This window comes from Candidatus Limimorpha sp. (assembly GCF_056203535.1).
Genome location: NZ_JBADWU010000077.1, coordinates 20,153 through 29,436 on the forward strand (window position 1 = coordinate 20,153; position 9,284 = coordinate 29,436).

Genomic DNA, 9,284 nt, shown 5'->3' on the forward strand with positions numbered 1-9,284 from the left:
TTGTATTAAATCACGGAAAAAACAATCATCTTTTCCTCTCAAATGTATGGGCAAAAATATGAAATAATCAAGTAGACAAAAAGATATAAACGAAATTTGTCTTAATTTTGCAGCAAATTAGAGTTTTTCTATGGAAGGATTTTTGACATTCTTGTTTATCGTCATCGTAGTGTTCTACGCATACAGTCTGATTATCAAGCTGATATTCAAGCACAAACTGAAAAAATTGGAAAAAGAAATAAATCAGGACGAATTTGAAAGTCCAACGAGCAAAAAGCAAGACATACACGTTGACCCGAATATCGGTGAATATACTGATTTTGAAGAAATTGAATAAAAACACATCAACAATGAAAATATCGTTAAAAGACAACAGCACAAAGAAAGCACTTGGCATTTTGATTGCCATAATCGCTTTTGCCCTTATCACCTTGCTGTATTTCAACCCAATTCTTGAGGGAAAACGCATCAAGCAGCACGACATCGAAATGTTCAAAGGCATGTCGCATGAAGTAGTCAGTTACCGGGAAGCCACAGGTGAACAGACCTTGTGGACCAACTCCATGTTTGGCGGAATGCCGGCTTGGAACATCAGCGTGCCCCAGAAAAGCAACCTGATGACTGGTGTAAGCAAAGTCTTGACATTAAATTTTCCAAATCCCATTGGAAGCGTATTTATTAGCATGTTAGGCTTTTTCATCCTTTTGCTTATACTCGACAACAGCATAGGAATCAGTTTCTTAGGAGCCTTAGCTTACGGCCTGACCTCTTACCTGTTTATCATCATTGGGGCTGGGCACAACAGCAAGGCTTTTGCCATGGCCTACATGGCTCCCGTCATTGCCGGCATCATTCTCACCTACAGAGGGAAATACCTGACGGGGAGCATACTCACAGCCATCGCCCTAGCATTGGAAGTAAAAGCCGGGCACTTGCAAATTACCTATTACCTCTTGCTAATTGTAGTGATGATTGTCATTGCAGAACTAATCAGCGACATTATTAAGAAAAAGGGTGCTCACTTCCTGAAAGCCAGCGGATTGCTCATAATAGCCGCCAGCATTGGCATCCTCACCAATTCGATGACGCTTTATGCGAACTACGAATTCGGCAAGGAAACCACACGCGGGAAACCCATTCTGACGCAGGTCGCTGACAATCAGACAAAAGGACTCGAACGCGACTACATCACCCAGTGGAGTTATGGTATTGGCGAGACTTGGAGTTTATTGATTCCTAACGCGAAAGGCGGCGCATCGGCTTATATCGGCAACGACAATCCTGCGCTTGAAAAAGCCGACCCACAGTTCCGCTCCAGCATTGCACAAAGCAACGCCTATTGGGGAGACCAGCCCGGCACAAGCGGTCCCGTTTACGTCGGCGCCATCATTGTTTTCCTGTTCGTTTTAGGTTGTTTCACCGTGAAAGGCAAACTGAAATGGGCATTGCTGGCAGCGACAATCCTATCCATTTTGCTCAGCTGGGGCAAGAATTTCATGGGATTCACCAATTTCTTCCTCGATTTCGTGCCAGGTTACGATAAATTCCGCGCCGTTTCCATGACTTTGGTCATTGCCGAAGTATGTATGCCATTGCTCGGCATTTTGGGCTTGGCCGAATTAGTGAAAGACCAGGAGCAATTCAAAAACAAAGCCAAATATCTGTACATCTCCTTGGGCATCACGGCCGGTTTCTGTCTCTTGTTCTACATTGCGCCGAAACTCTTCTTCAGTTTCCTCAGTCAAGGCGAAGCCCAGCAGTTTGGCGAAATGATGTCGGGCAAGGATGGTGCTATCTATCAAGCCTTTGCGACACAACTTGAAGACGTGCGCGTGGCCATTTTCCGCAAGGATGCCATCCGCAGTTTCTTCTTCATCATCCTTTCTGCCGTACCGATTTTCCTCTGCGGGAAAGGCAAGCTGAAAGCTGCGCCCGCTTTCCTCGCTCTCGCTGCATTGACTCTCATTGACATGGTTCCGGTCGACCGCCGATACCTCAACAACGACAACTTCATCGACAAACGCCAATACGACAAGCCTTTCACCGCTTCGGTTGCCGACAAAGCCATTCTGAGCGACCAAACACTGGACTATCGCGTCATCAACCTCACGAAAGACGTTTTCAACGATGCCAGCACATCCTACTTCCACAAGTCAGTGGGTGGCTACCATGGTGCTAAACTTCGCCGCTATCAGGATGTGATTTCGAAATATTTAGGGACAGAAGTACACAACTTCAATTCCATTTTCAAAAACGTCAAGACAGAACAAGATTTCATCAACGGCATGAGCCAGCAGAAAGTGCTCAACATGCTGAACACCAAATATGTGATTTACGACCCGAACTCCGAACCTTTGCAAAACCCGTGTGCTTTCGGCAATGCCTGGAGCGTCAGCGACATCAATTGGGTGACGACGCCAAACGAAGAAATCGATGCCATCGCCACGACCGATGTCCGCACAACGGCCATCATCAGCAAGGAATTTGAAAAACAAATCGGGGTCTACAGCCCGACCGACAGTCTCCCTGCACAAATCGAGATGACAGAATACCGCCCAAACAGACTCACTTACCAATACCACGGAACAGAAGACGAGCTCGTCGTTTTCTCCGAAATATGGAGCTGCTACGGTTGGAAACTTTTCGTTGACGGCGAAGAACAGCCTTTGCTCCGCGCCAACTACCTGCTGCGTGCCGCCATGATTCCAAGCGGCAACCACGAGCTGGTGATGCAATACGACATAAAAGCCTATCACACAGGCAACACCATTGCTTTCATCAGCTCACTGATACTGATTTTAGGCCTCGTTGCCGCCCTTGTCATCACCTTTAAAAACAAGAAGAAAGCCGAAGCATGAAACGCGTGCTAATCATCACATATTATTGGCCACCATCGGGAGGCAGCGGTGTTCAGCGTTGGCTGAAAATGTCGAAATACCTGCCCGAATATGGCTGGCAGCCGGTGATTTACACTGCATTGGATGCGGAATACCCCGTAGAAGACCGCACATTAGAGCGAGACATTCCCGCCGAAGCTGAAGTCATAAAAAGGAAAATCGTTGAACCCTACACCTTTTACAAGAGGTTCTTAGGAATCAAAAACGAACAGAAAATCAAAGTCGGGTTCATCAACGAAGGCGAACGCAAGCAAGGCTGGAAGGAAAACCTTTCGCTTTGGGTTCGCGGCAACCTGTTCATTCCTGACGCACGCTGCTGGTGGATAAAGCCATCGGTAAGATACTTGAAAAAATATTTGAAAGAACATCCCGTCAATGCCATTATCAGCACTGGGCCACCCCATTCCATGCACCTGATAGCCTTGAAGTTACACAAAGCGCTCAACATCCCATGGATTGCCGATTTCCGCGACCCTTGGACGGAAATTGACTATTACGACCAACTGCACCTGACACCGCGCTCCGACCGCAAGCACCACAAATTGGAACACGAAGTGCTTACACAAGCCGACCAAGTTGTCACCGTGGCTCCCGATGGTGCAAGACGGTTAGAAGCCCTTGGCGCGTGCAATGTCAAGACCATTTACAACGGTTTCGATTGGAACGATGAAGATCGAAGCACTGAAACACGGCCACAAAACGAGAAGTTCAACCTGACTTATATTGGTGTCTTGTCGAAGATACAAAACCCCGAAAACCTTTGGGAAGCCATCGGCGAACTCGTCGAAGAAAGCGAATCATTCGGCAAGAAACTGCAAATCAACATGATTGGTCAGATTGACCAATCGGTCGAGGTTGCCATTCGAAAAGCGAAGTTAGAGCAATATGTTGTTTTCAGGCCTTACATTCCTCACGAGCAAGTCCTTCAACAACAACAAGCCGCTGACTTATTGCTATTGCTGCTCATGCCCGACAGCATGCCGAGAGCAAAAGGTTTACTGACAGGAAAGCTCTTCGAGTACTTGTCATCAGGGACTCCCATTCTTTGCATTGGCCCAGAAGACGGCGATGCCGCCCACATCATCAGCGAAGTCCAAGCCGGTGTGACCGTTGATTTTGAGGATAAGGAAAAAATGAAAACTGAGATCTACAAGTTATTCACAGTTTATAAAGAAAATCAACTAAAAACAAACAGGGACCAACAACTTTTAAAATATTCAAGAAGGAATTTGGCAAAAGACTTCGTTAAACTCCTCAACAATTTGCAATGAAATCCGCAAAACTTGTATAGTTGGAATCCATATTCCAATTTCTTTCCCATTCGGCACGTGCCGATTCTCTAAGTTCCAGAACTGCATTTTCATCAAAATCTGAGAATCTCAATATTATGGATTTGAGTTGTTGCGGTGTAATATCTTTTGGGAAAAGAATCCCTAAATCGCTATTGACAATTTCAGATGTTCCGCCAACGTCAGAAGCGACAACTGGAATACCAAACGACACAGCTTCCATGATAGACACTGGTACTCCTTCACTTCGACTAACATTGACAAAAAGGTCAAAAGACGATTTCTTCACGAAATCCAAGAGAGCATCATGTTTCATCTGTCCCTTGAAATCAACGCGGATATTATCGGGGAAAGTTCTGGTCAACTCCATAATCCTGGTTCTCAATGGTCCGTCACCAATATGAGTCCACGATATTTTTCTGTCATCAATAAGCCTTAACGCATTTGCGAGAAGATCGAGACGTTTTATTTCGACGATATTTGAGCAGCTCAGGATGCGGAATTCATCGTGTTCTGAAAGTTCCTCAATCCCGAGGTCTTTGCTTCCCAATCTGCTTAAATATAATTTTTCGTGAATGGTTGGATATTTCCCATCAAGATAGTCAAAGCCATTCTTCGAGATGGTGCAAACGACATCAAGAGCATCTAAAAGTTGTTTCCTGAAAGGGATGTAGCCTTTAGCTTCTTCATATAGGTCGGAGCCATGGAAACGCGCTATGGCTTTGAAAGTCCTTTTGACTGATTTTTTCATAAACGGCAAAGCGTTAGCCGTCATATCGCCCCAATAGAAATAGCACACGTGATGGTCACAAATGCCTTCGGTAGTTTTCCTAAAACTCTGGCTCGACAAAACACATCTTGTCACCAAAGCCGAGGTAACCGTAATCCAAAGCCTTTTCGAAAATTTACCCTTTCCTGAAATGATTTCGTGAAAAATGTCTGGTATGGGAGAAGTGTTAAATAACCCTTTTACAATAAGTTTCGCTTTTTTTTTAGGATTAAAGTCAAGAATTGGCTCCTTAACTATGACATTAGAGCATTTCACAGAACGTTTTTCGCCATCGCCCCACAAGGGAATGACATAAACACAATCAAACACTTTGGCAAGATAATCCACCTCATCGGCGAGGAATGTCTCGGAAACACCATAAGGGTAGTTGTTTGAGAAAAGGTAAAGTGTTTTCATAATGGCAATTCGTGGAACACTCCCGTTCCTGGATTCTCTTCTAAAGTGTAATATACGGTATTATCGATATCGTTGTCGTGGCTAAACGTCGGGTCGGGTATCATAAAGTTCTTGCCATAGTGAGCACACAAATGTTCATCGGTCTTTTTGGGAATATAGATGTCGCAGCCTTTAAAGACAGCCCTTTCAAATCCGTTATTGGGGACATTTTTCCTTTTCACCGTCATTGTCAGCATTTTATTCAGATGCTGTTTCTTAACCGGGAAAACTGGCGACTTGAACATATTGCAATATTGGATTGAGGGATTTGAGGCATCGACTCTGAAATAAAACAAATCAATGGTTGTATGAAGATACCTGTAACTTTCTTCCATACCCCCATCTTTAGCGTGGAAATCACGTACCAACTTGAAGCCATTCTCAGTCAAGCATTTCCTTACTTTCGCTGCATCATACAAACGGACACCGACATCAAGATCGAAATCGTGCTTGATGAAATCGTGCTCGCGATAGAAGCCAAGCAAGGTGCCAAACTCTAACCAAAAGACTATATCGTTTGAATTCAAAGTCTCTGTAAACTTGCGGAAGAGTTCTTCGTTTTCAGCGATAAAATATCGTTGTTTGCGTTTCTGCCTTCTCCCAAATCTCAACTTGAAATAGACATTATACATTCCCATAAAAAATGGGATAGTCTTCAAGTAATCTTTAATGCGATTTGATTTTTTCATCTTCTAGCTATTACTCTGATATAAGTTTCATCTTGTCCGTTGAAAGGGGCAAATCCCTTGTTCTCAACCGATAAGTCAATTTTAAATCCAATAGATTCAAGTTCTTTACAAAGACTCTCAAGTTTCAGAAAACGGCGATAGTGTTCATTATATACAAACGCATCTTCATCATTTTCAACAGGCTCTCCTAACCCATAAATTTCATTTTTCTGTCCTCTCACCTCAATGCAAAGCATTCCTCCTTCCTTCAGGTTTCTGAAAACCCATCGCAAAGTCATCGACTGCTGTTTCTTTGAAACGGAATGCAAAGTAAATCTTGAATAAACAACATCGTATGGTTTATCGTCAGGCATGCTGGTGAAGTCATCACATCTAAAATCAAGATTTTCAACACACTGATACTGCTTTACCAAAAAGCAAATCTCATTATAGCACTGGTCGATAGCAACAACGGAGTAGCCCTTATTGGCAAAAAACACAGAATCTCTTCCATTTCCACAACCAAGTTCAACTATTTCGGCGCACCTATCTCCAAGCAAATCAGAGACATATTGAGCAAATAATGAAGGGACAAGCTCTGCATTATGCTTTGAATAATAGTTTTCCCAATACTTAAAATCCATACTTAATATTCTCATTAACATCCATGATGGCGAATACCATTCCCATGAATGAGATTAGTAGGCGCAAAAGTAATAAAAATAGCACGATCAAAGTAAAGAAAAGAGAAAAACAGGGGAATAACACACGATCTTCCCCAAAAAAAACTATTTTTGCACAGAATTACAATACTTTCAGAATTATGAGCAAGACAAAGAGATTTATTCTAACATTATTGCTGACATTACCTCTATTGTTGTCGGCACAACAAACCGTGTTTATAGGTGACATCCTTTGCACCGACGGAAGCACCTTAAAGCCAAATGAATTTGCCCAATCCGGGAAAACGGCGAAAGGAGTAGTTACGTTTATCGATGAATCGGGCGAACACGGATGGGCCATCAGCCTTGACATCGAAGCCCGCGACATCCACTGGGTGGATCCAATGTACTACTACGAAGGTTACGACATCCCATTATTGAACAACTGCGAGTTTTCAGGTGATGCCATGCAAGACTCCGATGGTTACCGAAACACCATGATTATCCGTTCGGCTCACGGAGCCGACTGGTATCCCGCCGCTTGGTGCGTTGATTTCGACAACGGATGGTATCTTCCTGCCGCTGCACAAGTCCGCTGGATGGTAGCCTACATCACCGAACTGAACCAATCGTTAGCTATCGTTGGTGGCACACTTTTCCAACACGATAATCCAAGATGGTGGTGGACTTCGACAGAAAGGACCGGTTTGCATGCTATCGTTGTCAGCGAGACTGGAAGCGTTGGCAACTATATGAAATACAACTATTATTACACTTACAGAATCGGTGTCAGAGCCGCAATAGATTTTTAACGGAAAGGAGAACGACATGAAAACTTTGAAATATCAACTTATAGCCATATTTAGTTTGGCCTTTTGTTTCGCACAAGCGCAAAGTCCAGTCATTGGCGAAGTGCTGACCGCTTCCGACGGCACTGCTGGAGTGGTGTTTTACGTTTCGCCCGACGGCAACACATGCTGGATGGCCGCCATGATTGATTTGGATGGAACCTACCAATGGGGACCCTACGGCGACATCCCTGAATTAGAAAACTACAATTCCGCAAACGACGAAATCTGGTATGACTTGCATTACGAACCTAATGGCCTGGAAAACACGAGCATCATGTTTCACAATCAAGGATATAACAGCAATTACCCTGCATCGCTCATCAATTTCAAACATGGCTGGCACATTCCATCGGCAGGACAACTGAGCAAACTCTATGCCGCCTTGCCCTACATCAATCATGTTTTCACACAAAACGGCGGGACAGAAATGGCATACGATTACTACTGGGCAAGCACCGAAAGTTCCTCGCAACAAGCATGGGCAGTCAATTTCGATGACAATTCTTATAAAGGAGGATTCCTGCAAGAGTTTGACAAACTCACACAACTTCATGTCCGCCCAATCTGGATTTCCGAAATCAGCATTTCACCAACCGTTGGCGAAATCGCCACACCTGAAACGATTTGCTCCGGCAACAGCCTTGATTTGCACACACCAAGCACACAATACGCAACACACCAAGGATGGCAAATCGCTGCCGACGAAGACTTCACTGATTACCAAGCCTACAACGGCGAAGCCCTTGACGAATCATTTGACGGCTGGTATTTGAGATACTTCGCTTCCAACCATTTGGGCACCGTCTACAGCAACACGGTTCAAATCTCAGTTCTACATACTTCTGTCAGTTCGTTCGACATCAACAGTTGCGGTTCTTACACCTGGAATGACCAAACTTACACCGAAAGCGGAATCTATCAGCAATACTTCCCAATGCCTAATGGTTGCGACAGCATAGCAACCTGCTATCTGACCATCTGGCATGATTACGCGGACTCCTTCAACCTCACCAGCTGTGATTTTTGCATTTGGAATGGCATCACCTACACCCAAAGCGGCGACTACGAACAGTCCTTCACCACGCAATTTGGTTGCGACAGCATCGTCACATTGCATCTCACCATAAATCCATCTACGACGCACGAGTTCATGATTAGCACCTGCGACAGCTACATCTGGAACGGCACGGAATACTACGAAAGCGGCGACTACGAACAGACATTCACCTCGTCAACAGGCTGCGACAGCATCGTCACCCTGCACCTCGCCATAGAAACATTTGACGAAATGCAAGCCATTGAAGGTGACACAGAAGTTGATTCCTACCTCACGCCAAACAGCGTTTTCGTCCAGTCCGGCTTTATGAGCGCTACCAATTACCAATGGGAAATCGAACCAACCGTGGCTGGAACGTTAACCACTAATGGTGGCATTGTCCTCGTGAATTGGTCACCTGAATTTAAAGGCAACGCTACACTCCGAGTAATGGTCAGCAACGCTTGCGGTGAAGGCGAAAACGCAATCACCGTGAACGTGAAGAACTCAGCCGTTGTCAGCGAAAACAGCATCAATGCCAAACTTTATCCTAACCCGACATCAGGCGACATCAATATTGAAGTTCCCGGAATGCAACACATTACCATAACGAACACCTTGGGACAGACCGTCGTCGACATGGAGCTTGATGCCGA

General features: G+C 44.7%; 8 protein-coding genes. 5 read left to right on the forward strand and 3 right to left on the reverse strand.

The genetic code is table 11. The features are described from left to right. Positions 1–130 precede the first annotated feature (130 nt). The 3 genes from AC06MN_RS09025 to AC06MN_RS09035 are packed head-to-tail and all read left to right on the forward strand — an operon-like array spanning position 131 to position 4,168. Entirely contained in the window at positions 131–337 is a 207-nt protein-coding gene (locus AC06MN_RS09025; protein WP_475672038.1) for a hypothetical protein, read from the forward strand. A 13-nt stretch (positions 338–350) separates the two neighbouring features. Continuing rightward, on the forward strand, positions 351–2,858 hold the full coding sequence (locus AC06MN_RS09030; RefSeq protein ID WP_475672039.1) for a hypothetical protein: 2,508 nt from the start codon (positions 351–353) through the stop codon (positions 2,856–2,858). Beyond that, positions 2,855–4,168 carry a glycosyltransferase gene (locus AC06MN_RS09035; RefSeq protein WP_475672040.1) on the forward strand — a complete coding sequence of 438 codons (1,314 nt, stop codon included), beginning with the start codon at positions 2,855–2,857 and terminating at the stop codon, positions 4,166–4,168. The genes AC06MN_RS09030 and AC06MN_RS09035 overlap by 4 nt, the downstream gene beginning before the upstream one ends. Here AC06MN_RS09035 and AC06MN_RS09040 read toward each other — a convergent pair. Genes AC06MN_RS09040 through AC06MN_RS09050 form a run of 3 tightly spaced genes read right to left on the reverse strand, consistent with a single transcriptional unit; the run spans position 4,152 to position 6,738 of the window. After that, positions 4,152–5,372 carry a glycosyltransferase gene (locus tag AC06MN_RS09040; protein ID WP_475672041.1) on the reverse strand — a complete coding sequence of 407 codons (1,221 nt, stop codon included), beginning with the start codon at positions 5,370–5,372 and terminating at the stop codon, positions 4,152–4,154. The two genes, AC06MN_RS09035 and AC06MN_RS09040, sit on opposite strands and share 17 nt — an antisense overlap. Next, complete coding sequence (locus AC06MN_RS09045) at positions 5,369–6,100, reverse strand: LicD family protein (RefSeq protein ID WP_475672042.1); 732 nt, start codon at positions 6,098–6,100, stop codon at positions 5,369–5,371. Before AC06MN_RS09045 ends, AC06MN_RS09040 begins: the two co-directional genes overlap by 4 nt. Further along, a complete protein-coding gene (locus tag AC06MN_RS09050) occupies positions 6,097–6,738 on the reverse strand; it encodes a class I SAM-dependent methyltransferase (RefSeq protein WP_475672043.1) in 642 nt (213 codons plus the stop codon). The genes AC06MN_RS09045 and AC06MN_RS09050 overlap by 4 nt, the downstream gene beginning before the upstream one ends. Positions 6,739–6,902: 164 nt before the next feature. On the opposite strand from AC06MN_RS09050, the gene AC06MN_RS09055 reads away from it, so the two are divergent. Together AC06MN_RS09055 and AC06MN_RS09060 are read left to right on the forward strand one after the other, a co-directional pair. Further along, entirely contained in the window at positions 6,903–7,553 is a 651-nt protein-coding gene (locus tag AC06MN_RS09055; RefSeq protein ID WP_475672044.1) for a hypothetical protein, read from the forward strand. Positions 7,554–7,569: 16 nt separating this feature from the next. Next, the coding region (locus AC06MN_RS09060) for a hypothetical protein (protein ID WP_475672045.1) at positions 7,570–9,284 on the forward strand (1,715 nt) is incomplete at its 3' end.